Genomic DNA, 23,739 nt, shown 5'->3' on the forward strand with positions numbered 1-23,739 from the left:
TCAGTGAAGCAGGCTGCCGCGATTGCGCTCTGAAATCTGAGTGTTCAATGTCCAAAAATCGTACAGAACACCCACCAGAAAAAGGCCGCCGGTAAGCAGGTAAAGAACTCCGGTTATCCATTTCCCCATGTACATCCGATGCAGACCCAGCAAACCGGTAAACGTCAGCAGTAACCAGCTTATATTGTAACTGACGGGGCCTTCGGCAAAGCGGTAATCGGCTTCTTCATCCATACTTGGAATCAGGAAAAGGTCGACGATCCAGCCCACCAGAAACAGACCAAATGTGAAAAACCAGATGGTGCCGGTAATCGGCTTGCCGTAATAAAAACGGTGCGCGCCCAGAAAGCCAAAAATCCAGAGCAGATAGCCAAAAAATCTACTGTGTGTATCCGGTTTTTGCATAGCGTTCTCGATAGATAGTGCTTTAGACAGCGCTCTAGCAAGCGCTCTCAACAGTGGTCTAAATTGGCATGAACGCTTGATGCCTCGCCCAGTTATGACTCTACATGTGCCTGAGTTGGTGCCGAATCAACCCCCGCCAGAGCAACCACACCGCTCTGGATGACTTCTCCCTTGCGCCACAAACGCCACTCTCCGGGCTGATACACATCCCACTGTTCATCAGAGGTCAGAGGTTCGGTGACCACCACGCTAACGATGTCATTGGGGGTGGTCTCTGCTTCAAAGTCTACGGTCACGTCGGTGTCTTTCAGGCGCGCCGGCCCAAAAGGTGCACGACGGGTAATGCTGGCCATTTTGGTGGAGCAAAAGGTGAACAGCCAATCGCCGTTGCTGAGCAAAAGATTGAATACGCCTTGGCGGGCGTAGGCTGCCGACAGCTGAACCAACTGGTCCACCGTATCCTGCTCGGTGCTGTGGCGGTCGCTGTTATTGCGCAAATGATTTAGTAAATCACAGAACAGGGCTTCACTGTCGGTACTGCCAACGGCCTCATAAAACCCCGGCTTCGCGCTAAAATCCGACAGCTGGCCATTGTGAGCGAACACCCAGTAACGGCCCCAGAGTTCACGCATGAACGGGTGGGTGTTGGCCAGGCAAATGTCACCCACATTCGCTTGGCGAATATGGCACAGTGCCACTTCGCTTTTAATGGGATGGGTTTGTACCACCTCGGCAATGCGGGAATTGGCACTGGCGTCTACATCGTGAAATGCCCGTACGCCCTTGCCTTCATAAAAAGCCACGCCCCAGCCATCTTTGTGGGGCCCGGTGTCGCCGCCACGGCGGGTCAGGCCGGTGAAGCTGAAACACAGATCAGTCGGGGTGTTGGCACTCATCGCCAGCAGTTCACACATAACGCAGTTTTACCCTCGGCAAATCAGACATAATTCAAATATACAGCGTTTGGGCGGCACGCGTCCTGCGAACCCCAATTCATTCCATGGCAGCAGCTCCCAATTTGGGTACAATTAAGACTGATTTACGAATTTACGCTCATAACGCATACCCCACGGAACTCACTATGGAATGGAGTATTACCCACCTTTGGCTGATTCTGGCGCTCTTGCTGGGCCTGGCCGAGCTGACATCCGGCGTTATGGTGCTGTTGGCCCTGGCGATTGCCGCTGCATTTACGGCGGTACTGGCGTTTTTCGGCTTTTCCCTGGAGTGGCAATTGTTGGGAATGGGCTTATTTTCGGGCATCCTGGTGCCCGTTGTCGTTCGCTGGCTGAAGCCGCGTTTCTCGCCTAAAGGCGTAGCCTACGGCACGACCGGCACTGGCGTAGATCAGGGAAAGCAATTCAGCAGTTTGCGCCGTGATTTTGACGACGCCACCGGCATAAAAGTCAACGGTGACTTCTATCGCTTGCGGGTACAATCGGGCGGACAAACCGAACTGCCAGAGGGCACAGCACTTATTTTTGACCACTTCGATGGCACCACCGCCATTGTTGAACTTGCAACCCCCAAGGACCTGTAACTATGGAACAGTTTCTAACCCCCGGGCTGGTTATCAGCCTGATTGTTGTCGCCATTGGCATTTTTATCATTACCAAAGGCTTGGTGATTGTGCGCCAGTCTGAAGTGATGGTGATCGAGCGCTTGGGCTCTTTTAACCGGATTCTGGAAAGCGGCGTGAACATTATTATTCCGTTCATCGAACGGCCGCGCGCCATCACCATGATCCGCTATTTGCGCAGCGGCCAAGATTACCAGGCCGTGATGAGTGATGAGGCACGCATCGACCGGCGCGAAACCGTGATGGATTTTCCCGGCCAGCCGGTGGTCACCACTGACAACGTAACCGTGTCGATCAACGGCGCCCTGTATTATCAGATTATCGATCCGCGCCGCGCCGTGTATGAAGTAGCCAACATGAGCCAGGCGGTGGAAGTGTTGGCCAAAACCACCCTGCGTTCTGTGGTGGGCAAAATGGAGTTGGATAAGCTGTTTGAGTCCCGCGCTGAAGTCAACAACGCCATTCAGGCCGAAATGGAAGAGCCTGCGTCCAAATGGGGGGTAAAACTGACTCGGGTAGAAGTGCAGGACATCAGCATGCCCGAAGAAGTAGAAGAGGCCATGCGCCTGCAGATGGCCGCCGAGCGTAAACGTCGTGCCACGGTGACCGAAGCCGAGGGTGAAAAAACTGCCGCCATCGCCAAGGCCCAAGGCCAGCGCGAAGCGGCCATCCTGAACGCCCAGGGCGACAAAGAATCCGCCATTTTGCGGGCCCAGGGCGAGCAGGAGTCCATTCGCCTGGTGTTGAGCGCCATCGGCGACACCGAAGACAACAAGCAAACCGTTATCGGCTATTTACTGGGGCAAAGCTACATCAAGGTGTTGCCCAATATGGCCAAAGACGGCGAGCGGGTGTTCGTGCCTTACGAGTCATCTGCGCTGCTGGGCTCTATGGGCATGTTCCGCGACCTGGCGGGCAGCCCGGAAGATGCGGTGCGTAGCTCCCTGAAAAAGGATGGCCTGCGCGCCGGAATGCTGGGATCCTCTGGCCAGGCCTGAGGTTTTGTTGCACTTGACTTGTTGGGCCTTAGCCCAGCAGGTTGTCTAACGGCTGGTCGTAGCTGGGGGCAAATACTTCCAGAAAATACGCCACTTCGGGCAAGGTTTCTTCCGTCAGCCGCCGGTGTATCTGCGCCGCGGCTGGCTCGAACTCGCGATTTCCTGCCGCCACTTCCGCGCGGCATTTTAGCCACGCCGATAACCGGTCTGCGGCTTTGATCAGCTTTTTCTCTTCCTCACCTAAAGCAGATTCCTGCACATAGGGCGCAAACACCTTTTGTAAATGTGGCGGCAATAACGCCAGCAGTTCGGCCTCAGCTTTGTGCTCAATGTCTCCAAACGCCTGGCGCATCACCTTCGAGTGGTATTTTACCGGTGTCGGCAAATCCCCGGTAATCACCTCGGTGGCATCGTGGTAAAGCGCCGCCGCCGCAATACGGTCGGCGTTCACCGAACCACCAAACTGTTCATTACGGATCAACGCCAGGGCGTGGGCCAGAGTCGCGACTTCCCAGGAATGGGTAGCGACGTTTTCATCAATAGCGTTACGCATCAAGCCCCAACGCTTTATCCAGCGCAGGCGGGAAATATAGGCAAAAAAGTGGCTCACAGGGCGGTTCATATTGGCTAGCGGGCGTCCAGAGTGAAATTTACGGCAATATTGCCATTGGCATCCACGCTGGCATCGGTTTCGGGTGCGCGCACGAAGATCTGTTTCGGGTTTACACCGTGAGTATTCACCAGTAACTGGCGCAAAGCCATGGCGCGGCTGTCAGCAAGGGCGCCAGGTGACTGTGCACCGGCGCCGGTGTCGACCTCAGGCGCTACTGCGCCGCGAATACTCAGAATAAGCTCTGGTTTCTGGTTCAAAACCTGCGCCAATGCCGCCAGCTTTTGGGTGCTGGCCTCGGTCAGCTCGACACCACCCGGCGCAAAGCTGACCTGTTGCATCTGTTCACCACCCAGACCGGCAATATCTGCCAACGTGCCTATCAGTGCAAACGGCGAGGTGGCCGCTTTTGTCAGCACGTTGACAAAGGCACGCATCATTACCTTGCCCATCTGAAATTCGGGGTCTGCCAAATCGCCGTTTACCGGCACGTTTAATTCAATCACATTATTGCCGTCGCGCAGCAACGCCAGCCCCAGCTTGATGGATACGCCAACCGCCTGCTCGCTGGGCATGGGTTGGCCCAATTCCAAACGGTTCAAAATAATCTGATTTGAGGCATTAATACGGGTGCCCTGTAGCTGATAGTCCAGCTTAAGATCCAGTTTGCCGCCGGCTATGCCGTACCCCAGATAACGGCCGGAATAGGGTGACAGGCGCGGCAACTCCAAGTTTTCCAGATTTAACACCAAGTCACTTTGCTGGTCGGTACCCAATGTGGCGATAGAGCCGCTCATATCGAGATTGCCCACCTGATTAACCTTACCTTTTAAGCTCACCCTGCCCTGCTGTGGCGGAATATTACTCAAACCACTGAGGTTGCCCTGAAGCTGCCCGAAGCGGGTAGTCAGTTCGGGTTTCAGAGTGCGGTCGGTGTAGTCCACATCGGCGTTGTCTAACTGCAACTCGCCAATTCGAAATATGAAGCCCTGGTTTTCATTAGCATCCGCAGCAGCCGGCTTGCCTGCCGGAGCCAGCGTTAACAGATTGGTGATGTCGTGACTGCCATCGTCGTTGCGAATGATGTTCGCGGCAAGGTCGATCAGCGTTACGCGGCCAATTTCCAGGCGGGCCGGGTTCACGTTGTACTCAATGGGCGCCAACTGCAGCGTCTGCCAAGCCAGCAGTGGTTGGCTATTGCCGGGCAACCGGGTTTCCAGACCGGTCACCGAAGCACTGCCGTTAAAAGTGCCGGTCAGAGGTAAACGTTGCTGGTCCAGATTCAGGCTGCCATCGACTGACAGCAGCCCCGCCGGTAACTCTAATGCCATGCGCTGTTGCACGTAAGGCGCGAACGCAGGCAGTGCCAACTCAGTGCCCACAATGGCCATTTCCAGATTAAATGGCCGCGTGGTGAACTGGCCATTCACCTCCAGACTACCGCCGCTGGCCAGAACGGCTTCTGCACGGTAATTTACCGGCTCGTCAAAGCGGTCCGTAAATGGCCCCAGGCTCAGGTTCAGGCCATTCAGTTGCAACTCTGCAGCATTAGCAGGCACTTGGTCGCGCCAGCTTAACTGACCATCGCGAATGTCCACTCCGGCCACCAACCAGCGAAATCCCGGGCCGCTGTCGTACTGCCCAGAACGGCTAGCCAAGCCGTCGCCCGCGGGCCGGACGCCAGCAACCAGCCAGTCGATGTCACCGTTGGCGCTGCGGTTCAGGCTCAGTTCCGACCCGTCGAACTCGATCTTGCCTGCCTTTATTCGCCTGGCGGCAAGATCAAAACGAATCTGGTCGACAGTAAGGGCACCGCTGCGGAAGGCTACTTCACTAGGCTCGGCCGCTAAAGCCAGGGTCGCATCATCAAAAGTTAGCTTGCCGTGCTGGGTCAGCAACTCCATGGGCTGCGCTGCCTGCCATTGGTAATCGGTACTAAGGCTGATTCGGCCGGACCGCAACTGGTAGGGCATATAGGGCGCTAGCAGGTAAGACAGCACGCCCGGCCCCAGGTTATCAATACTCAGACTGCCGCGGGAATACATCGGGTCTACCTCAAAACTGCCCTGCCAGCTCAACGCTTGTTGGTCCAGCACGGCCTCCAGCCGATATTGGCCAATATCGCCGGGCCGGACCCAGGTCGCCAAATTCTGCAAACTGAAGGTAAGCGGTGTTATGCGAAACTCAACGCTGTCGTTCTGGCTGTTGTTTTGACTAAAGTCACGCAACACCAGCGTGCCCGCACTCAAGTCACCCTGCTGCAAATAGATGCGAAGACTGCTCGGCCCGGTATCGCTCTGAATATCAGGAGTGTCTGCCGGCTGCCCGGCGCGGGCTGGAGCTTGTTGCCAGTCACGCAGCAGGTTCAACTGCCCGCTTGCCAACACATCCAGCCGCAACATGGGTTGTTCCAGCTCGACAGCCTGAAAACCGGTGGTACCGTTAAACAGGTCAAACGCGTTCAGATTCACATAAAGCCGCTGAAAGGCCAGCACTGGCTCGCCGCTTGCGTCGTTGGCCTGAAGATTCTGCAGCTCTGCACTGAACGTAAAGGGATTGGCGTGTACCTCGCCTACCGTTGCCTGCCAGCCCAGCTGCTGCTGGGCGTAGTGCGGCAAGTTTTTCTGCACCCACCAGGGCAACAGCAGAAAACCGCCCAGCGCGTAACACAGCAACAGAACGATCAACACAACCACAGCCAACCTTGGCCACAGTCTGTGTTGACGAATCTGGCGAACAGGGCGCTCGGCCACAGAGGTCTCCTTGAAAGAAATTCGATGTATTGGAAGGATAGACGCCAAACAGGTCCTTTGTCAGCTCTCGTGAACCCGATAAGGTCCCGTTTCGTATACGTCCTGCGATATAATGCCGGCAAGGCACACGCACACACGCCAAATGAGGAAGGTTGATGGACATCGGAGATATGCGCCGGGATTTCGAAAGCGACGGTCTGGATCGGGACCAACTGGATGACAACCCTATCCAACAGTTTCAAATCTGGTTTGAAGATGCTCGGAAAGCTGACATTCTGGAACCCAATGCCATGTCGCTAGCCACCGCCGGCAACGATGGCCTGCCCGATTTGCGTACCGTGTTGCTGAAATACTTCGACGACAGCGGTTTTGTATTCTATACCAATTATGGCAGTCGTAAGGCTCGTGAAATGGAGCAGAATCCACAAGCTGCCCTGTTGTTTCCTTGGTTGGGCCTGAATCGCCAAGTGCGCATTCAGGGCAAAGTCGAAAAAGTCAGCAAAACCGAGTCCTTGCGTTATTTCGCCTCGCGCCCCCGCGGCAGCCAGATTGGCGCTTGGGTGTCAGAGCAAAGCAAGGCCATTACCTCCCGCGGGCTGCTGGAGCAGAAAGTCGCGGAAATAAAACGCAAGTTTAGTGACGGTGAAGTGCCACTGCCTAATTTTTGGGGTGGTTTTCGGGTGGTGCCCCACAGTATCGAGTTCTGGCAGGGTCGCCCCAGCCGCCTTCACGATCGGTTCGAATATAACCGAACTGAACAAGGCGGTGATAAAACTTGGACCATCGAAAGGTTGCAACCCTGAGTGACACCGACTGTATGGCTGTGCCATCAAACCACCAGCACTCACCTGGAACTGCCATCTTGGTTAAATGCCGGTGAATATAACAGGGCTGTGCATTGTAGCGACGCTCGGCGTGCCGAGTTTCTCAGTAGCCGTTGGTTGATTCGTCAGGCACTGGCGGGTGCCAGCGGCGAAACGCCTAGTGCGTGCTCCCCATGTATGGGGCGACCTACAGAATCGCAGTACCCTCCTGAATGGCGGCTGTCGCTCAGCCACAGCAACGGAATAGGGGCCTGCGCGACCAACCTGCAAGGAGAGGTAGGCCTGGACATTGAGCCCTGTCAGCGCCGCCCAAACTGGCAGAAAGTCGTGCAGCGCTGGTTTTCACCGGTTGAACAGGAATGGCTGCTGGCCCAAGACGACGCCTTGGAATTTCTGAAAGTATGGACGCTGAAAGAAGCCTGGCTAAAAGCCACCGGCCGCGGCATTGCCGGCAATCTGCAAACCCTGGAGGTGCGCCGCGGGTTCGAAGTTTACGGCGACCGGTGCGACAACACTCGGCCATGGCAGGCCTGCTGCATCTATGTAGACGGCTTTTTGGTCACTCTGGTGTATCGCCGATTGGCGGTAGAGGCACCTGAAACGCCCCTTACCTGGCCTCCCATCCTCTTGCTGGAACCGCCCCTGGATGACTACAGGCTCACGCCGGCCGATACTTTGGGCTCCATCTGGGAACCCCTGCTCCAGCGCCCAATACGTTCTATGGCGTCTCGCGGCAGCTGATCTTAAACAACTGATCCTGCGTATCTAATCCGGAAAGAAGTAAACCGGAGAGTCACTTTGCGTATTACCCTAGAACAACTGAAAAATCGCAACAATGCTAGCATCGAGCTGATGGAAATACTTTCGCTGGAAGGCCAGAGCTACATGGCTCGGCTTACGGTAGATGACCAACAAATGATTCTGTCTGATGAGCGCGGCACCACCATGCAGTTTCGCAGCACGTGGCACGCCCAGGACATACTGGGCAGTTTCCACATACTTGAAACTCAAGTGGTTCATGTATCGGCATACAATGAAATGGTGGGCATGGAACCTAGCAGCGCTGAACCGCTGAGGGTTCGGGTACAGAGGCAAAAGCCGTGATTGCGGTGGCCCGACTGGCCATCTTTGTTGGCTTGGCCGGCCTGGTTCCTTTCATCAGCGCGGTTCTGGCGCTGTTTTTTATGCCCCATCACAGCCTATTGGTCAGCAGCTGGTTTTACATGTATAGCGCCGGGATATTGGCCTTTATGGCGGGCGTTTACTGGACAATCGCGCTGCAGCGTGAAGATCGCTGCTACCCGATGTCGCCGTTAGTGTCGATGTTATTCAGTCAGATATTTTTTATTGCGGCAGGCGTGGGTTTATTAGTGTCCTCGCCGTGGAAAGCGGTACTGTTCACACTGGCATTTTTGGGGTTGTATCTGGTAGACGCACGCTGGATGAAGATTTACTGGCCAGCGTGGTATCTTCGCTTGCGCTTGGGGCTAACGCTGACAGTGGTGGTATGTCAGGTGATCGTAGCCACCTGGTTCTTCGCCGTGCATTACGGCTAATTTCCCAGAACCAAGTGGTTCACTTCGCAGAAAAAGATCTGCGCTAACTTTCTCATCAACCCGGGGCACACTTTAACTCAGAGCATATTTTAACCCACAGCGCACTTTAACCGAGAGCGCACTGCTCGGCCGAGGCAATCGCGTATTCGTGATTATGCGGTTCTATCAACGCAGCATGCAGCGCCACAATAGTAGCCTTATAGTTGTCTTCATCAATCACGAATTGAATATCTACCTGGCGCATGCACTGGTGCAACGCCAGCACACTGATTTCTGCATCGGCCAGCGCTTTTACTGATCGCGCCAGAATGCCAAGCGCTTTCATGTCGCTGCCAATGGCCGATACCAGCGCCACTTTGCGAGTATGCACCTCAGCATTGGGAAAGGTCTCTTTCAGCGCGTTCACCACCCGCTTTACGTGTTTCAGCGTGGTACTCACGTAATGGGTAATGGTGTTAGCGTTGGTGTCTTTTGACACAAAGCGCACCTTAAAGCGGGTCAGCACGTCCAAAATCTTGCGGTCTGAACCTGGCTCGCCCTGCATGTCTTGATCAAACAATTCAATAGCAAAGATGCCCTTGGCACCGGCGATAATTTCTACCTGAGATTTTTCACTAACGTAGTCCTTAGTGATCAGAGTACCGGTATGTTCCGGTTCAAAGGTGTTCATCACCCGCAGTGGAATATCATTCTGACGCAGGCCTTTACCGGCACGTGGATGAATGGCTTCCATACCCAGGTTGGCCAGTTGGTCGGCCACGTCGTAGTTGGTGCGGCCCAAAGGTACTACCTTATCGGCACCCACAATGTTGGGGTCGGCCGAGCTCAAATGGTATTCCTTGTGAATAACGGCTTCACGGGCCTCGGTGATCACCGCCACCCGGCTGAAGGTCATTTCACTGTAGCCGCGATCAAAGGTACGCATCAGGCCTTCCTTGCACTGCGCATAACCGGTAGCAATGGGCAGTTCACGGCTGAGGTCTACCGCATCGAACGCCTGTTTAAGCTTTTCATCCAGCGGCAACAGTTCTGCATCGCGCCAGCCGGTTAAGTCTACAAAGCGGGCGTTGATACCTTCCTGCTGCAGTTTCAATGTCGTGTTGAACGCACTGTGGGCTTCGCCGATACCGGCCAGCATCTCACGCACCGTCAGCAAGTGTTCTTCAAGCTGAAACTGACCATAGGAACACAAGCGCTGCAGGTCGATCAGGCAGCCTCGCACGCCTTCAACCCGATCAATAATGAACTGGTCGGCTTGCTGCTTTAACATCGAGTCTTCAAACATCTCGCCGTTGATGTTGGTAAGAAAGCGCACCAGCTTGGTGAGATCGTCGCCCCAGGCCCAGTCCGATTCCGCATCGGCGAACAAGGCGTAAACGCCCGGCTCACCCGTTTTTTTATGCTCTAGTAACTCGTTGGTGACACCTGCGTAGGCCGACACCACAAAGATGCGCTGATACAGCTCGTCTTTGCTGCGATTACCAATAATGATGTTGTCGCGTACGGCCTCGTAGTTGGTCATGGAGGTGCCGCCGATTTTTTCAACGGTATGTAATTGCGCAGTCATAATTTCGCCTTTGCTATCGGTTCTTTGGTGCGATTACAAACCCGTGAAAGCACGGCTATAGACACGCGCTTCAGATTCGACGGTTTTGAATAATCCCATGATTTTACCTCTTTGCACGTCAGATTTCAGACGGCACGCTGTGGCAAGCTCATCCATTGGCTTGTCGGCTAGCGCATTTACTCGGGCCTTCGGGCTCAGCCAGGCTTGGTAAAGGGCCCAATGCGCAGCAAAATTTCGGAGTCGTGCTGACCGCCAAAGTGCACGTCTTTTGTGAAGTGCTCCTCAAAGGTCAATTCGGCGCCCATGTCGCGGGCAAACGAGCGGAACAGCGCCCAGGAAGCGTCGTTATCAGCGGTAATGGTGGTTTCCATATGGCTAATGTGGCTAAGTTCTTGCCGTGCAACAATCGCCTTCAGCATACGCTTGGCAAGCCCTTGACCTCGACCTTTCTCGTGGACCGCAACCTGCCATACAAATACTGTTTCCAGCTTCTGGGGGGGGATATAACCGGAAATAAAGCCTACAAGATCGCTGTCTTTCTCCGCAGCCACTGCCGTGTCGGCAAAATCGCTGCACTGCAAAAGATTGCAGTAAATTGAGTTCGAATCCAGCGGTGGACATTCCGTTACCAGCTGGCTCAGCCCGAAGCCATCATCCTTCACAGGTTTGCGCAGGTTAATGGCGGTGGTATTCGATCCTTCTGATGTCATAACGAATCTGTTTACCTTGAAAATTTAGGGTTAAATTATATAGACCACAAATTAAATTTCAAGTTTACTCAAAAGATGACAGGGGAATTGGCGACTTAAAACAGCATAATCCATCAGAATAATAGCCGTCAATACCGAGATTCAACAACAAGTTTTGATTACTTTTTGTACGGAATTGACGGACTCGGGAGCTTGACGGTGCGCCAAGGCAAAAAGCTCCAGAAAAAATCGCGGATGGGTTTTGAAAACACATTCTTAGGCCTCGAAAGACCCATTACTAACGGACTTAGCCAGGGGCCTGAAACAGTGTGGAACGGATCAATCAGAAAGACGACACCGCTAAGGGCTGGCGACGCCATCGAGCCACCAATAAGGGCGCAAAGAAGCCCGACGTACAAAGTACAAAGCCCCAGGCATTAACACCCAACAACAGCCCGTACTTACCGTCGCCAATGCCCCAACTTGCGGGAATAGCACCTACGGCCAAGGCCAAACCTAGCGCAAGGCCGGTCCAGAAACTCAGGTGAAAACTCCACGGCGACCAACGGGTAAAGCCGTAAAACAGGAACACCGGCGCCAGCCCCATCACCATGGTGCCGGAAATGGTGGTTGCCGCCAGAATATCCGTGCCAGCGAGCATGGGCAGATTCCCCAAGAGCGCAAACACCACCATCACCACCGCTCCCAACCGCATACTGGGCAGCCGATTTGCTGCACGGCGCGCCAACCGCGGCAAGTCTACCGCCAGCGACTTGGCCAGGGAGGTAAAGGTGGAGTCCAGGGTTGAGCCGGCTGAAGTCATCATTACCACGCTCATAAAGAACAGCGCTGCCAAACCCAGCGAACGGCCGACTGCAGCCGGTGCGTTACCCATGGCGTCGATACCGTTCAGACGCGCATGAACCCCCACCAAGCTAAAGATAAACACCGCCACAAAGCCCAACAAACCAGCCACCACAAAGCTTTTGAGCATCGTTTTTTCACGATTTACAAAGGCTCGGTCTGTCAGCACCGGATCGTGGAACGGGTAGCTAAACAGTTGCAACAGCGCCACTAGCAGCAAATCCAACCCCGCGTCCAAGCGGAAATCACCTTCACGCAGCATCACTCCCGCATCGTTTGCGGGCAAGATCATAAACAGCACCGCGCCAAGAAAAAACACAAACACAAAGGTCTGAATAACGTCGGTAAAAATCGACGAACGCAGCCCGCCTTTCAGGCTGTAAGCCAAGGTAAACGCGGTAAACACCATGGCAGCGGTGTAATACTGCCACTGTCCGGGTGAACCAAAATAACCGCCTACCACGGCCGTATTGCTCCAGATCTCATTGTACAACCGAATCAGAATCGCCGCCGCAAACGCCAGCGATGCCAACCGGCCGAAGCGAGAGGTCAAAAACTCCTGCAAGCTACGGGCACCGGTCTGGCAGCGAATACGATAAATCACATAACCCGCCACCGGAATCGACAGCCAATAACTGGCGTAAGCCAGGCCACCCACAACACCGTATGCCGCCCCCAGATTGGCCGCGTTGGTCACCGACTTGGCGAAAATCCAGCTGATAAAAATACTCGCCGTCAGCGACCACTGCCCTACCGGATTCCCATGGTCGTCTGTGCCCTTATAAAACGATTCCGGATTCCGGCTTTTCGGCGACAAAACGTACATAATCACGCCGTAAGCCAGAAGAAAGCCCCAAAATAGCGTGGCTTCGGTGATGTTCATTGTTTGTTTATTCCTTGCAGTTCTGATTTTTAGGTGGGGTTGATACCATACAGTCCAGCGGGTTCAGCCTCATAAGGAAAACAAGTCATGCCAGACAAGCCCCAGATACTCATCACAAACATCCGCCAGCACGCTGCCGAAGGGCTAAGTGTCGGCGATCGCTTTACCATAACCCGCTGTTTTAGCTCCGAAGACATCGCATCCTTCGCGACTCTTTCGAGAGACTACAATCCGGTCCATTGCGACAGCCATTTTGCCAAGCTAAAAGGCCTGCGCAAACCTATTGCTCACGGCCTCCTGACAGCAAGCCTGATCACCGAAATCGGCGGTCAGATTGGCTGGTTTGCATCAAGCATGTCATTCAAGTTCAAGCGACCGGTCTATGCCGGTGAAACATTGACCTGCAGCTGGGTCATCCACGAAATCGACGAGCGGAAACGCGCAAAGGCAGAAATCAACGTCATCAATGGTGACGGAGTCACCGTTCTGGAAGCAGAAATAACCGGTGTCCTACCCAATAAAAATGAGCGACAACGCTTGGCCGAATTACTCAACGAAGGGCACTGATGGCGAACTTCAAGCTTTCCAAAATACCGAAATCAGGTCCGTCAGGCTGGGGGGGGGGGGCTTTCTTTCCGCCCGGAAAAGGTGTCTGAGCGCAGCGAGTTCTTTTCCCAGGAAAGAAAGCCCCGGCGCCCAGGCCGTTAACTCCAACGCCAGAATGAACAAGCCCCAAAACCCAAAACCAAACCTAAGCAGGCGCCGAACAACTGGCCCCATAGCGATAACAAGAAAAGCACCGGTGATGGCGCAACATAACGCGCTCCTCCATACTCTGGGCCAGCGACCCACCCAAATCGTACTGCGGATCATCATCCACCAACGTACAGGCATACACCCGCACATCGTCACCCTTCTTCACCAACATCCGCGTGTACGTGCACATAAAGTGCGCGCGGCTATCAACGGTGGGGTATTTCTCCATGCAGTTTTCAGTAATCTCCGGACTACCGTCTTCCGAACCCGGCGTACCCAGGTCTGGAAACGCGGTAAACGCCAGGGTTTCGGGAATGCCCCATTCGCGGAAAATCTCGCGGAACGCAGCCTCTACCTTGGCCGGCACTTCGTTGACATCGGTCTGGCGCGCAATAGACACCCTAAAACCCTGTTCAACCAGCCAGTGCACGCCCTCTAGTGCCTGATCAAAACTGCCTTCACCGCGGTCTTTGTCGTGGCGGGCGCGGTTAGGAAAGTCCAGGCTAACGCGGAAATGAATGGGGTAAGGATTGTTCAGCAGCGGTAGCACCTGATGTCGGCGTTTCAACAGCGGCTCGGTGGCGTTGGTCAATACAAAACATTGCCGGTGCTGGCTAGCGTAATCCAGCATATTCACAAAATCCCGAATCACAAACGGCTCGCCGCCGGTGAACGAAAACTGTTCCACGCCCATGTCCATAGCTTCGTGGATAAACGGCTTCACATCGCTCAGCTTCATCCCGGGAATGCGGCCATCACCGGGATGACTGCCTTCCAGACAGAACGGGCAAGCCAGGTTGCAGGCGGTGCCGGTGTGAATCCACAGCTCTTTTAGCGCGTTCGCATCAATATATCCGCGAGGATCGCCGTTGCGAGTATGAGTCCAGCTGTCAGCCGCACGGGGCTCTAAAACTTCCACCAACGGGATGCGCGTGCGGGTCGCCTTAACCGGCGTGCTGGCTAGGGTGGGGGGCATAAAGGCTCCATAATTAAAAAATTCGACACTCGTTATACTTAGTATTCAGACAGCATTGAGACAGCCGTCAAACAGCAGCAATCAGACCGGCGCTGACGCCGGACGTGTCTTAACCGCGACGCCAGCTGTGAATCTTTTCCACTATGGCCAGTAAACGCTGGGGCGCATTGGCCCGTTTCCACTGGCCCGCAGCGGCTTTGGCCGCTTCATTCCAGGTTGGGTAAGGGTGAATCGTGCCAAGAATTTTATTCAACCCCAGGCCGTGCTTCATCGCCAGAGTGAACTCCGCCAGAATTTCGCCGGCGTGGGAACCCACCACCACCACGCCAAGGATTTTGTCTTTGCCCGGCGGCGTCAGCACCTTGATGAAACCAGAGTCTTCGCTTTCAGTAATTGCCCGATCCAGGTCGTCCAGACCGTATTTGGTGACTTCAAAGGCAACGCCTTTCTCCCTGGCTTCGGCTTCACTCAGCCCAACGCGGGCCACTTCCGGCGAGGTGAAAGTGACCCACGGCATAACCCGGTAATCTACCTTGAAGCGTTTAAACTGACCAAACAGGGCATTCACCGCGGCATACCATGCCTGGTGCGCCGCGGCATGGGTAAACTGATAGGGCCCGGCAACATCGCCACAGGCGAACACATTCGGATAGCGCAGGCTCATGTCTTCTTCCACCGGCACGGTTCCATTGGGCAGGGTTTCGACGCCGATTTTGTCAAGCCCCAGGCCTTTGGTGTTTGCGGCACGACCCACCGCGACCAGCACCTGATCAAAGGCAATACGAACCCGCTCCCCTTTGTGCTCGCAGTAAACCACTTTCTCGCCTTCTTCGATGGCGAACTCTTTGGCCGCATGTTCCAGACGAAGATCAACACCATCGTTTTCAAATTGGACTCTCACCAGTTCAGATACATCGCTGTCTTCTTTTGCCAACAGCCGATCTCCCATTTCCACCTGAATCACCTGGCTGCCCAAGCGGGCAAAGGCATGGGCCAGCTCGGAACCAATGGGGCCTCCACCCAACACCAGCAAACGCTCCGGCTGCTCCTGCAACTCCCAAAGGTTGTCAGAGCTCAAAGGCTCCATATCTTCAAGCCCTGGAATCGGCGGCATGGCCGGCTTGCCGCCGGTGGCGACAATAATACTTCGCGCCGTCAGCCGCTCGTTGTGACCATCGTTGTGCCTGACCTCCAGTTCCCAAGGAGAGACAAAACTTGCCTCGCCAGCGATGCAATCCACGCCCAGATCCCGGTAGCGCTCAGGAGAATCATGCGGCTCGACTTTGGCAATCACGTCTTTGACACGGTTCATGATGTTCCGGAATGAGCCTTTCACCGCCACCGATTCGAGGCCGTAACGGTTGGCATGGCGCAGTGTATCCGCCGCCTTCGCGCTTCGAATGAGTGCCTTCGAAGGTACACAACCGGTATTCAGGCAATCGCCGCCCATTTTGTGTTTTTCGATCAGCGCCACTTTCGCCTTGACGGCCGCCGCAATGTAGGCAGATACAAGACCCGCCGAGCCAGCACCAATCACCAGCAGATTGTAATCAAAGCGCTCCGGCTTCTTCCAGCCGGCATAGACCTTGCGACGACGAAGAAAGCCCACCACAATTTTCGCAACCAGCGGGAAAAGCCCAAGCAAGGCAAACGACAGCAGCAAATCCGCAGAGACGATATCGCCAGTGGACTGAATCTGACCCAACTGGGTGCCGGCATTCACAAAAACAAACGTGCCCGGCAACATGGCAATCCAGCTGACCAGTGCGTAGGTCCGCAGCTTCATCCCTGTGAGGCCCATCGCCAGGTTGATCAGGAAGAACGGGAACACCGGCACAAGACGCAGGGTTGCCAGATAGAACGCACCATCTTTTTTGATTCCACGGTCCATTTTGGCGATGGTTTCCCGATAGCGCTCCCGCAGGGTGTCACGCATGAGAAATCTCGCCACCAGAAACGCCAGAGAAGCCCCCAGCGTTGAGGCAATGGAAACCGCCGCCAAGCCATACAGGTTACCGAAAAAGGCACCGCCGGCCAGTGTCATGATGGTCGCCCCCGGCAGGGACAGAGCTGTGACCACCACATAAATTGCGGCATAACCGACAACGGCTATCAGAAGGTTCTGGTCAATCCATTGCGCCAGGGCACCTTGATTCGCCTGCAGGTTCTCCAGAGTCAGCAGCTTGTGCCCGTCGAAGCCGAGAAAAAAACCAACAATCACGGCGATAACTAAAATGAGTAAAAGCTTGCTACGCGTCATATCCATGCCTTTTAAGATGTATAAACTAATACTTAAGATGTATAAACCAATACGCTGTTCACGCTAAGACACGATCACCGACTGGATGTTACATAGCGATTGAACTAAGGTTTTTGAACATTCGTTCCAGAATACTGAAATTTTCCCTTAATCCGAAACACTACACAAACATAACGGCCAAACCCAGACTGATAAGGAACGGAATCCCATGAACACCGCAGTGCATCCGGACCCCCAAGGCTCGCTGATCGAAGACCTGAAAAGAGGCGATTCATCTGCCTACAAAAAAGCCGTTCGGGAATATTCCCCAGGTATGTTGGCCGTCGCCCGGTTTTACCTGGATTATTCCAGTGCTGAAGAAATTGTTCAGGATTGCTGGGTGACGGTGATCGATGCCATTCACAAATTTGAAGGCCGCTCCGGCCTGAAAACCTGGTTGCACCGAATTGTCGCCAACCGCTGCAAGAACAAGCTCCGATCCAGCAAACGGGAAGTAGCCATTGATTTTTCCGAGAGCCTGGAACCGGAGCTTGCCAACCGCTTCAATGCAACAGGCCGCTGGGACCTGCCGCCATCACTTAAGTTCCATGAGTCCGCAGATACCTTAATGGAGAATGACGCGCTCAGCGATTGCCTGGACAAACACCTGTCCGCGCTACCAGAAACCCAGCGCTCAGCCCTGATGCTGTACGAAGCCCACCAACACAAATCCGAGGACGTCTGTAACATTCTGGATGTCAGTGCCTCTAACCTTCGTGTCCTTTTACACCGTGCCAGGCAGAAGATCTTTCTCATGGTGGAAACCTTCCAGGAGACGGGCGAATGTTAATGTGCAAGGATCTGGCCGGAATCGCTAGTGATTACATCGATGGTGAGCTGACCGGCCGGCGGAATCTGTCTGTGAAAATGCATCTGATGATGTGCAAGCACTGCCGCTCGTTTATCGGTAACCTTCGTGCCAGCACCGATCTTATGAAGGCGCACTCCTCCAGCAAGCCGGACGGGGAATTCATACGTCGGATTGATGAACGGGTAGCGGAAGCGCTCAAGACACGAAAACCCCGTGATGGGGATAATGAGTGATTGTTCAAATTTCGTTCTAAAGTGCCATTGGCCATGTGCTGCGGATGCGGTTCACTAAAAGCTTTATATCCTAACTTCAAAAAGTGAGACCCTAATAATGATAAAAGTCAGCGTACTCTACCCCAAGGCTGCAGATAGCACGTTCGACATTGCCTATTACCGTGACACTCATATGGCGCTGGTTCGTGAAAAACTCGGAGACGCCTGCAAGCGAACAGCTATCGAATCAGGCCTTGCAGGAGGCACGCCGGGAGAGGCGCCCACCTACATCGCCATGGGGCACCTTTATTTTGACTCCCTCAGTGACTTCGAGGCGGCGTTCGGGCCCCACGCCAAAGAGATCCTGGGGGATATCCCGAATTTCACCAACGTACAGCCGACGGTTCAGATCAGCGAAGTCATTGAGTAAACGCATGTGGCCTCTGGAAGGAAGACTACTTGCCAGATGAAGTGGACCTTAAACGTCAGTTCGCTTCAAAAATGCCCGTGTCAGGGTAGAAAGTGTACCAGGCAAACCAGAAAGCCCTGGTGGCGGGCAACAGTTGGCCGGATTCATCACGCAATTCGGCCGAGGGTACATCCGGATTATAATGAATGCTAACGGTCTTGCCGCCTACCCGATCCTCAAGAACGGCGCCATGATCTGCCAGTTCTGGGAATGGCCAGGCCTTGCGCTCCCCATTGTGAGTCCAGCCCAACACCCAGGTTTTCGGGTGATATTTTCGGCTGGTGTGGGTTACCGGAAAATAGAGTCGTTCGGAGTGGTCATAGTCACCGTAGGGCGAAATCCGGTAGTTCCTGCGGTTGCCAGTGTCTGTCGAAAGCACCTGACCAGCAGAGCCAACCCGCTCCTGCCAACGTTGCCAGAGTTCGTGCCGAATGGCGACAGGCTCCAGTTCCCTACCTGCGAAGGGACCGGAAACCGCCCGCCCCTCAATCTGTGACCATAGAGATTCGGTCTGGTGGTCGTACATCAGCAAGTCACTGTTGTAGAGCAGGCCCGACACACCAAAGGTCAAATGCCGGCCATCCACCACTGGGTCGAATGCCATGCCGGTGCCACAGAGCGGGCAGAAGGTGATCAATACCGGTTCGTCGTCAATGACCTGATTGACGATTTCATGCCAATTCAGAATGCCGACTGGGTAAGCAAACCGTGTTTCCCCATGGTCGTAGGTCAGCATCAAATCATCAGCACGCCAGGGCAAGGTTTTCTTGAGGTGCTCAAATATTGGGTCATCTATTGAGGGGATGCCATCACGGGGCGGACCTCCACGGAGGATTTCATCAACCGGCACCCGTGTGTTGCTGATATCAAATCCGTTTTTCTGCTCTGCTATGAGCGGCTGTGCCGCGGCCAGGAACACTGCGATAACAATTATCCGTGTCGGTATGGTCAGCATTTCCATAATCACCACCTCCTCTTAAGCATTACGGCTTACAAGGTGTGAGACCCGTGAACAACCAAAGTGTTACAAAGCGCCTTTCTGAAACCGTATTTTTTGTGCTTCCTCGTGCGCCCTCTGCACTGCGGTCTCGGCTTCCCGGCGCAGGTGCAGATCCTTGCTGACGCTGGTGTACGTCGACACCATGTAGGGAACGCAATACGTCAGCGCCACTTTTACCCAGTCCATTGAACCCGCACCAACGACCGCTTCCCACTGATTGATTATGACCAGAAGCGTGCCAACGACTGCCGCCAGCTTTGCGGCACGGCAGGGCGCGCCGTGACCCACCGCCAGTTCACAGACCTCCCTGCACTGTCGAACCGGTTCACGGATAATCCGGGAAAAAGACATCAATGCCTCACTATTATTTAAGAAAGCCCTGAATCAACTTTTCAGTGGCGGGCAGCTTAAGATCGTCGGGGTGCACGATCAGAATATCACCTGGCTTCCCTTCCGAGGGGAAACCGATCTTTTTGCCCGGAAACACTTCCGCCAGCTCCTTTCCCAGTGACTTTCTAGCCATGTCGGGTTTCAGCAAAGTGGCCACAATCAAAGGAGCATCAGCCCAAGTTTTCCTGACGGTTTTCAGGACATCCTGAAAACTGCCTGCCTCAGACGTCACACTACTCGAGACAATCACACCTGCAGGCTTTCCGGACGTAAGCTCAGTCACCGGGGTATAACCCAATTTAGCAAGCAGCTCGGTCATAGGCTTGCGGATAAACGGATGGGGCCGGGCGAGAACAACTTCTTTCGACATAACAGACTCCTGACTTCTCAGTGATAAGGTTACCGCGCTACTGACACAGATCCTCACCAGGTTGTTACAAAGCCGGACATCTTTTTCGAAACTATCGAATAACACCCTCGTCTCTGGAACGACCATTCAAAAACCAACGGATAGAGAAATGCCCAAACAGTTACCCCTCGCCCTTTTGCTACTCAGACTCGGTGTATTTATCGTGTTCCTGGTCTGGACTCTGGACAAACTGCTCCAGCCCGAACACGAAGCTGAAGTCTTTGCCGCGTTCTATGGGTTGGGAAGCCTCGGCGAAAGCGCTTTTTATGCGATAGACGCCGCCCAGCTTGTGCTGATTCTTGCATTCGTCGGGGGACTGTTTAAAACCTGGATCTATGGCGCGATCCTGATTTTTCATGGGGTATCTACCCTCTCGGCATTCGGCAAATACCTCCAGCCCTTCGATAACCTCATGTTCTTTTCTGCCTGGCCAATGCTGGCCGCCTGCGCTGCGCTGTTCCTTTTGCGTGAGTAGACACGCTGACACTTTTGCGGCAACCCGTTCCAGCCACCGCCTAGGCACTATCAGCTGGTACTGTAACAGTATTCGCGGTTGTTTGTCTGTGTTATCACTATAAACAAAGACAAACAACCGGGGTACTGCATGCTACTGAATTGGCTTTCGAGGCGCCTGGCCGCTTACCTTTCGAAGGAAATCTCCCAGCACTCCATCAGAACGTCCACCTGGGGCGCGATGGTGAATACTCTCCAACCCGGAGACGTTCTGCTGGTAGAGGGCAACACGCGGATCAGCGTTGCCATCAAGTACCTGACTCAGTCCACCTGGTCTCACGCTGCGCTTTACCTTGGACCGGATGCCGGACTTGGAGTATCGGACGATGGTGAAGCTCACGTGCTCATTGAGGCGGACCTTGAACACGGTATCCGTCCGCTGCCACTTTGCTATTACCGTCACGCCCACACCCGCATCTGTCGCCCGGTCGGGTTAAGCGACAAGGACCTTCGAACGCTTACTGAATACGCTTTCAGCAGACTCGGCCATCAGTACGATATGAAAAACGTGTTTGATCTGGCCCGTTACCTTTGGTCAACGCCTCTGGTGCCAACCCGCTACAGACACAAACTGCTGGCATTCGGAAGCGGCGATCCCACCCGAGCGATCTGTTCAACGTTCATTGCCGAAGGATTCCAGCAGCTGCGCTATCCGATTCTACCGGTGGTGAAAACACTTCCCGCCAACGATCCTGACTGTGCCGATTGCGTGCATGAACGTTTCCGGGTGCGGCATCATTCCTTGTTCACCCCGAGGGACTTTGATGCCTCACCCTATTTTCGGATTATAAAACCCACCATTGAAGGCGAATTCGATTACCGGGCCATCGCCTGGGAGGACGATTAATCCTGAGGCTGCCAGCAACCCTGATCCTGTGTCGAACTCAAGAATTGCGGGAATAGCCTTTCAATGCGGGCCTGCCGAGTAGGAAACCTTGCATCTCATCACAACCGGATATCGCCAGCCAACCCGCCTGGGCTTCGGTTTCAACCCCTTCGGCAATGACCTCAAAACCCATGTTGTGAGCCAAGGTGATGATGGTTCTGCACAAAGCTTCATCTTGATCGTTATCCGGCAAACCGGTCACGAAGGCCTGATCTATCTTTACGCGCGAGACCGGCAAGGCCTTGAGATAAGCCAGCGAAGAGTACCCTGTGCCAAAATCATCCACCGCCAGGGTCAGGCCCAGATCGCGAAAGCGCTTCAGGGTTGCCATTGAACGTTCGATATCGTCCATCAGAGCAGTTTCGGTAATCTCCAGTTCCAACTGGCCGGCACTGACGTCAAATCGTTTCAGCATGTCATCGATCCGTTGACTCAAGTCCCGATCTGACAGCTGCAAGGCCGATACATTAACCGCAATCCGTCCGGTAAATCCTTCATCGGTCCAGGCTTTTAACTGACTGATCGCCTGCTCCAGAACCCAGTCACCGATGCCGGTAATCAGTCCGGTTTCCTCAGCCAGCGGAATGAATTCTGCCGGCGACACCAGCCCATGCACAGGATGATGCCAGCGCAGCAGCGCTTCATAACCGACACAGCGCCTTAGTCGATCGAACAGAGGCTGGTAATACAGCTGAAACTGATGGTTCTGAACAGCGAGTTTCAGGTCCCGAACCATTTCCTGCCGGCGACGCACCTGGTCACCAAACTCCGATGCGAAGAACTGAACCCGCTCACTGGGCGTTTTTTTAGCACGGTGCATGGCGATTTCTGCGTGACTCAACAGCGTTCGGGCATCGCTTCCGTCCAGAGGCGTAATAGCAACCCCTGCGCTCACCTCGCATTCGTAGGTTTTCTGGCCAATACGCACGGGCGCTTCACAGGCTTCAATAACTGCGGAAATACTGGCTTCGAGGCTGTCAGCCGGCCCCCGGTGCCCTGCGGCGACCAGTAACCCGAATACGTCACCCCCGAGCCTGGCCACGTGACCATGATCAACAACATGGCTAGCTATTCGACGCGCAATTTCCTGCAACACGCGGTCTCCGGTCTGATGGCCAGCCAGACCATTGAGAGCCTGAAAATCATTCAGGCCAAGAACGAGGACCGCCTCACTGCCAGCCGGTTCCAGATCACTACGATTTAAATGGCGATCCAGCTGTTCTTCAAAAAGATTGCGGTTTGCAAGGCCGGTTAACTGATCGTAAAGCGTTCTTATCTCCAGCTCCTGTTCGGTCTTGCGCAGGGAACGGGTACGCTCATCGAGTAACTGGTCCAGATTTTTATTCAGCATCTGCATCCGTGACAGGTATGAGGCATTCTGGGTCAGCATGTCGTTGAATGCGCTTTCTACTTCCCCAAACTCGTCACTCCGCTCCGGAGGTGCCACGTATTTCCCAGGGTGCTCTGCATCGTCGCCAGCCCTGGCAATTCGCTCCCGAAGTTTAAGTAAGGGCGACAGCATCATTCGGTCGACCACAGCCATAGTAACCACAGTGACAAACACCGCGATAAGAAGTGAGAGGCCCAGAATACGAAAAACAAACGCGATCAGCTTGCCCGACACATCGCTCACATCTGCCCGGGCCAGAATTTCATAATCTGACAGTCCGGGACTCGTACTCCAGGATAGGTCAATGACCCCTTCAGCCGGCCGTACTGCACCTCGAAGATCGCCGTTCGCAGGTTGTGGATGCGTAACCGGCTCACCCGCTTCAATGCGGGTGCCTCCCGCTATCATGGAAATACCGGTCAGAGAGCTATTTGCCAGAAGCACCTCAAGTCTGCCGGGGGTAACCGCCTGCCCGCTTTTGCTGTGAAGAAACATGGTTATCGCCTGGATGGCAACCTCAGCACGCTGGTGGAGCAGATCTTCCTCGTAATTGCGATAGGAGGGGATAAGAATCGCCACTTCAATGGTCAGAATAGCGGCGAAAGCCGCGAGAGTAAGGTTCCTGCAAAGACGGCAACCAGCAAGCTGCCTGGCCCACTCTCTGAAAGAGCGCCGCAGCTCCAGATTAGCGACAGTTTTCGACACGTCAGCAATCAATTCAGCCTCTGTTCCCTCTCCGGATTTCATGGGCACCCCACAGACTCTTAATTCGAACATTGCTAAACAGACACGGTAAATACCGAAAAATTACACCAAAACGATCCGTTTGGTGGGTTTTCTTGCGCGAAAGAATCAGCACCCACTCGAGGGTCCTTTGCCATCACAAAAAAGCGGGGCGCG

Annotated in this window: 25 protein-coding genes; 12 read left to right on the plus strand and 13 right to left on the minus strand. The window is 54.4% G+C overall.

Going from position 1 to position 23,739, the window contains the following annotated elements; all coding sequences use genetic code 11:
- Positions 1-405: an NINE protein gene (locus MELB17_RS05710; protein ID WP_007349201.1), complete on the minus strand. Its 405-nt coding sequence runs from the start codon at positions 403-405 to the stop codon at positions 1-3.
- Between the two features lie 92 nt (positions 406-497).
- Positions 498-1,319, minus strand: coding sequence for a class II glutamine amidotransferase (locus tag MELB17_RS05715; protein ID WP_007349202.1), 822 nt, complete (start codon positions 1,317-1,319; stop codon positions 498-500).
- 167 nt (positions 1,320-1,486) lie between these two features.
- Here MELB17_RS05715 and MELB17_RS05720 point away from each other — a divergent pair, with 167 nt between their 5' ends.
- A complete protein-coding gene (locus tag MELB17_RS05720; protein ID WP_007349203.1) occupies positions 1,487-1,945 on the plus strand; it encodes an NfeD family protein in 459 nt (152 codons plus the stop codon).
- A gap of 2 nt (positions 1,946-1,947) precedes the next feature.
- A complete protein-coding gene (locus MELB17_RS05725) occupies positions 1,948-2,982 on the plus strand; it encodes an SPFH domain-containing protein (protein WP_007349204.1) in 1,035 nt (344 codons plus the stop codon).
- 28 nt (positions 2,983-3,010) lie between these two features.
- Here MELB17_RS05725 and yfbR read toward each other — a convergent pair whose 3' ends face one another.
- Both yfbR and MELB17_RS05735 read right to left on the minus strand, forming a co-directional pair.
- On the minus strand, positions 3,011-3,604 hold the full coding sequence (yfbR, locus tag MELB17_RS05730; RefSeq protein ID WP_007349205.1) for a 5'-deoxynucleotidase: 594 nt from the start codon (positions 3,602-3,604) through the stop codon (positions 3,011-3,013).
- A 5-nt stretch (positions 3,605-3,609) separates the two neighbouring features.
- Complete coding sequence (locus MELB17_RS05735; protein ID WP_007349206.1) at positions 3,610-6,345, minus strand: DUF748 domain-containing protein; 2,736 nt, start codon at positions 6,343-6,345, stop codon at positions 3,610-3,612.
- 155 nt (positions 6,346-6,500) lie between these two features.
- Between MELB17_RS05735 and pdxH the strand changes: the two genes are divergently transcribed.
- Genes pdxH through MELB17_RS05755 form a run of 4 tightly spaced genes read left to right on the plus strand, consistent with a single transcriptional unit; the run spans position 6,501 to position 8,725 of the window.
- A complete protein-coding gene (gene pdxH, locus MELB17_RS05740; RefSeq protein WP_007349207.1) occupies positions 6,501-7,148 on the plus strand; it encodes a pyridoxamine 5'-phosphate oxidase in 648 nt (215 codons plus the stop codon).
- On the plus strand, positions 7,149-7,910 hold the full coding sequence (locus tag MELB17_RS05745) for a 4'-phosphopantetheinyl transferase family protein (RefSeq protein WP_157133247.1): 762 nt from the start codon (positions 7,149-7,151) through the stop codon (positions 7,908-7,910).
- Positions 7,911-7,967: 57 nt separating this feature from the next.
- The gene (locus tag MELB17_RS05750; RefSeq protein WP_007349209.1) at positions 7,968-8,273 is read left to right on the plus strand and encodes a DUF6482 family protein; all 306 of its coding nucleotides are present in this window, start codon (positions 7,968-7,970) and stop codon (positions 8,271-8,273) included.
- On the plus strand, positions 8,270-8,725 hold the full coding sequence (locus tag MELB17_RS05755; protein ID WP_007349210.1) for a DUF3429 domain-containing protein: 456 nt from the start codon (positions 8,270-8,272) through the stop codon (positions 8,723-8,725). The genes MELB17_RS05750 and MELB17_RS05755 overlap by 4 nt, the downstream gene beginning before the upstream one ends.
- A 106-nt stretch (positions 8,726-8,831) precedes the next feature.
- Here MELB17_RS05755 and MELB17_RS05760 read toward each other — a convergent pair whose 3' ends face one another.
- The 3 genes from MELB17_RS05760 to MELB17_RS05770 all read right to left on the minus strand — a co-directional run bounded on the left by MELB17_RS05760 (position 8,832) and on the right by MELB17_RS05770 (position 12,728).
- A complete protein-coding gene (locus MELB17_RS05760) occupies positions 8,832-10,292 on the minus strand; it encodes an aspartate kinase (RefSeq protein ID WP_007349211.1) in 1,461 nt (486 codons plus the stop codon).
- Between the two features lie 194 nt (positions 10,293-10,486).
- Positions 10,487-11,002, minus strand: a complete 516-nt coding sequence (gene ectA / locus MELB17_RS05765) for a diaminobutyrate acetyltransferase (protein WP_007349212.1) — start codon at positions 11,000-11,002, stop codon at positions 10,487-10,489.
- A 322-nt stretch (positions 11,003-11,324) separates the two neighbouring features.
- A complete protein-coding gene (locus MELB17_RS05770; RefSeq protein ID WP_007349213.1) occupies positions 11,325-12,728 on the minus strand; it encodes a sodium:solute symporter family transporter in 1,404 nt (467 codons plus the stop codon).
- 87 nt (positions 12,729-12,815) lie between these two features.
- On the opposite strand from MELB17_RS05770, the gene MELB17_RS05775 reads away from it, so the two are divergent.
- A complete protein-coding gene (locus tag MELB17_RS05775) occupies positions 12,816-13,295 on the plus strand; it encodes a MaoC family dehydratase (protein WP_007349214.1) in 480 nt (159 codons plus the stop codon).
- Between the two features lie 184 nt (positions 13,296-13,479).
- On the opposite strand, the gene MELB17_RS05780 is transcribed toward MELB17_RS05775, so the two are convergent.
- Positions 13,480-14,460, minus strand: coding sequence for a radical SAM protein (locus tag MELB17_RS05780; RefSeq protein ID WP_007349215.1), 981 nt, complete (start codon positions 14,458-14,460; stop codon positions 13,480-13,482).
- A gap of 109 nt (positions 14,461-14,569) precedes the next feature.
- Positions 14,570-16,720: an FAD-dependent oxidoreductase gene (locus MELB17_RS05785; protein WP_007349216.1), complete on the minus strand. Its 2,151-nt coding sequence runs from the start codon at positions 16,718-16,720 to the stop codon at positions 14,570-14,572.
- Between the two features lie 208 nt (positions 16,721-16,928).
- Here MELB17_RS05785 and MELB17_RS05790 point away from each other — a divergent pair, with 208 nt between their 5' ends.
- The 3 genes from MELB17_RS05790 to MELB17_RS05800 all read left to right on the plus strand — a co-directional run bounded on the left by MELB17_RS05790 (position 16,929) and on the right by MELB17_RS05800 (position 18,212).
- The gene (locus tag MELB17_RS05790) at positions 16,929-17,549 is read left to right on the plus strand and encodes an RNA polymerase sigma factor (protein ID WP_007349217.1); all 621 of its coding nucleotides are present in this window, start codon (positions 16,929-16,931) and stop codon (positions 17,547-17,549) included.
- On the plus strand, positions 17,543-17,803 hold the full coding sequence (locus tag MELB17_RS05795; RefSeq protein ID WP_007349218.1) for a zf-HC2 domain-containing protein: 261 nt from the start codon (positions 17,543-17,545) through the stop codon (positions 17,801-17,803). The genes MELB17_RS05790 and MELB17_RS05795 overlap by 7 nt, the downstream gene beginning before the upstream one ends.
- 97 nt (positions 17,804-17,900) lie before the next feature.
- Entirely contained in the window at positions 17,901-18,212 is a 312-nt protein-coding gene (locus MELB17_RS05800) for an EthD family reductase (RefSeq protein ID WP_007349219.1), read from the plus strand.
- A 55-nt stretch (positions 18,213-18,267) separates the two neighbouring features.
- On the opposite strand, the gene MELB17_RS05805 is transcribed toward MELB17_RS05800, so the two are convergent.
- The 3 genes from MELB17_RS05805 to MELB17_RS05815 form a co-directional block, all read right to left on the minus strand.
- Positions 18,268-19,212, minus strand: coding sequence for a DUF3179 domain-containing protein (locus MELB17_RS05805; protein WP_007349220.1), 945 nt, complete (start codon positions 19,210-19,212; stop codon positions 18,268-18,270).
- A 63-nt stretch (positions 19,213-19,275) separates the two neighbouring features.
- Complete coding sequence (gene nrtS / locus MELB17_RS23180; protein WP_007349221.1) at positions 19,276-19,602, minus strand: nitrate/nitrite transporter NrtS; 327 nt, start codon at positions 19,600-19,602, stop codon at positions 19,276-19,278.
- 13 nt (positions 19,603-19,615) lie between these two features.
- Positions 19,616-20,011 carry a hypothetical protein gene (locus tag MELB17_RS05815; RefSeq protein ID WP_007349222.1) on the minus strand — a complete coding sequence of 132 codons (396 nt, stop codon included), beginning with the start codon at positions 20,009-20,011 and terminating at the stop codon, positions 19,616-19,618.
- Between the two features lie 148 nt (positions 20,012-20,159).
- Here MELB17_RS05815 and MELB17_RS05820 point away from each other — a divergent pair, with 148 nt between their 5' ends.
- Both MELB17_RS05820 and MELB17_RS05825 read left to right on the plus strand, forming a co-directional pair.
- Positions 20,160-20,525, plus strand: coding sequence for a hypothetical protein (locus MELB17_RS05820; protein ID WP_007349223.1), 366 nt, complete (start codon positions 20,160-20,162; stop codon positions 20,523-20,525).
- A 129-nt stretch (positions 20,526-20,654) separates the two neighbouring features.
- Positions 20,655-21,410: a YiiX/YebB-like N1pC/P60 family cysteine hydrolase gene (locus tag MELB17_RS05825; protein WP_036183660.1), complete on the plus strand. Its 756-nt coding sequence runs from the start codon at positions 20,655-20,657 to the stop codon at positions 21,408-21,410.
- Positions 21,411-21,447: 37 nt separating this feature from the next.
- Here MELB17_RS05825 and MELB17_RS05830 read toward each other — a convergent pair whose 3' ends face one another.
- Positions 21,448-23,586 (minus strand): putative bifunctional diguanylate cyclase/phosphodiesterase, encoded by a 2,139-nt coding sequence (locus tag MELB17_RS05830; protein WP_007349225.1) that lies wholly within the window; start codon positions 23,584-23,586, stop codon positions 21,448-21,450.
- Positions 23,587-23,739 lie beyond the last annotated feature (153 nt).

It is taken from the genome of Marinobacter sp. ELB17 (assembly GCF_000169375.1).
Taxonomy (GTDB): domain Bacteria; phylum Pseudomonadota; class Gammaproteobacteria; order Pseudomonadales; family Oleiphilaceae; genus Marinobacter.

Coding starts and splice junctions, on each gene's coding strand:
- nrtS (WP_007349221.1), bottom strand. CDS start 19,602: ATGTCTTTTTCCCGGATTATCCGTGAACCGGTTCGACAGTGCAGGGAG.
- MELB17_RS05815 (WP_007349222.1), bottom strand. CDS start 20,011: ATGTCGAAAGAAGTTGTTCTCGCCCGGCCCCATCCGTTTATCCGCAAG.
- MELB17_RS05795 (WP_007349218.1), top strand. CDS start 17,543: ATGTTAATGTGCAAGGATCTGGCCGGAATCGCTAGTGATTACATCGAT.
- MELB17_RS05800 (WP_007349219.1), top strand. CDS start 17,901: ATGATAAAAGTCAGCGTACTCTACCCCAAGGCTGCAGATAGCACGTTC.
- MELB17_RS05780 (WP_007349215.1), bottom strand. CDS start 14,460: ATGCCCCCCACCCTAGCCAGCACGCCGGTTAAGGCGACCCGCACGCGC.
- MELB17_RS05710 (WP_007349201.1), bottom strand. CDS start 405: ATGCAAAAACCGGATACACACAGTAGATTTTTTGGCTATCTGCTCTGG.
- MELB17_RS05785 (WP_007349216.1), bottom strand. CDS start 16,720: ATGACGCGTAGCAAGCTTTTACTCATTTTAGTTATCGCCGTGATTGTT.
- pdxH (WP_007349207.1), top strand. CDS start 6,501: ATGGACATCGGAGATATGCGCCGGGATTTCGAAAGCGACGGTCTGGAT.
- MELB17_RS05760 (WP_007349211.1), bottom strand. CDS start 10,292: ATGACTGCGCAATTACATACCGTTGAAAAAATCGGCGGCACCTCCATG.
- MELB17_RS05805 (WP_007349220.1), bottom strand. CDS start 19,212: ATGGAAATGCTGACCATACCGACACGGATAATTGTTATCGCAGTGTTC.
- MELB17_RS05720 (WP_007349203.1), top strand. CDS start 1,487: ATGGAATGGAGTATTACCCACCTTTGGCTGATTCTGGCGCTCTTGCTG.
- MELB17_RS05790 (WP_007349217.1), top strand. CDS start 16,929: ATGAACACCGCAGTGCATCCGGACCCCCAAGGCTCGCTGATCGAAGAC.
- MELB17_RS05715 (WP_007349202.1), bottom strand. CDS start 1,319: ATGTGTGAACTGCTGGCGATGAGTGCCAACACCCCGACTGATCTGTGT.
- MELB17_RS05825 (WP_036183660.1), top strand. CDS start 20,655: ATGCTACTGAATTGGCTTTCGAGGCGCCTGGCCGCTTACCTTTCGAAG.
- ectA (WP_007349212.1), bottom strand. CDS start 11,002: ATGACATCAGAAGGATCGAATACCACCGCCATTAACCTGCGCAAACCT.
- yfbR (WP_007349205.1), bottom strand. CDS start 3,604: ATGAACCGCCCTGTGAGCCACTTTTTTGCCTATATTTCCCGCCTGCGC.
- MELB17_RS05770 (WP_007349213.1), bottom strand. CDS start 12,728: ATGAACATCACCGAAGCCACGCTATTTTGGGGCTTTCTTCTGGCTTAC.
- MELB17_RS05820 (WP_007349223.1), top strand. CDS start 20,160: ATGCCCAAACAGTTACCCCTCGCCCTTTTGCTACTCAGACTCGGTGTA.
- MELB17_RS05830 (WP_007349225.1), bottom strand. CDS start 23,586: ATGAAATCCGGAGAGGGAACAGAGGCTGAATTGATTGCTGACGTGTCG.
- MELB17_RS05725 (WP_007349204.1), top strand. CDS start 1,948: ATGGAACAGTTTCTAACCCCCGGGCTGGTTATCAGCCTGATTGTTGTC.
- MELB17_RS05775 (WP_007349214.1), top strand. CDS start 12,816: ATGCCAGACAAGCCCCAGATACTCATCACAAACATCCGCCAGCACGCT.